General features: G+C 48.0%; 1 protein-coding gene. It reads right to left on the bottom strand.

Features of this window, described 5'->3' with window-relative positions; all coding sequences use genetic code 11:
* Positions 1-344: hypothetical protein (locus tag A3735_RS30480; protein WP_197485749.1), on the bottom strand; the 344-nt coding region annotated here is incomplete at both ends.

The raw sequence follows: 344 nt of genomic DNA, 5'->3' as shown, positions 1-344 counted from the left end.
GATCATGCCAAGCCCCGCAGCGATACCAATCAGTGCAGCTGAAATACCGGTAGGCGCCCAGATAAAGAAGACTGCAGAGATAAGCAAGCCAAGCACTAAGCTGACGTTTCTCGCCAAGTAAGTATTGCCAAACGTCGTCCACTGAATGTAGTGCGCTGCTGCGCCCTCTCCCTGTTCAGTATTCAGGTAACGAGCATGAGCAACAAGACCTATTGACTCAACCAGCAAGCCAATAAAGACCAGACCAGACAAGACACTCAGAAGTGGTGCAAAGCTTAAATCTTGAAGCGAATAAGCAATACAAGCAAACACGGCAAAAACAATTCCGCCGACACTAAACATAC

It is taken from the genome of Oleiphilus sp. HI0061 (assembly GCF_001635675.1).
This window is presented reverse-complemented; position numbering and strand designations above follow the sequence as displayed.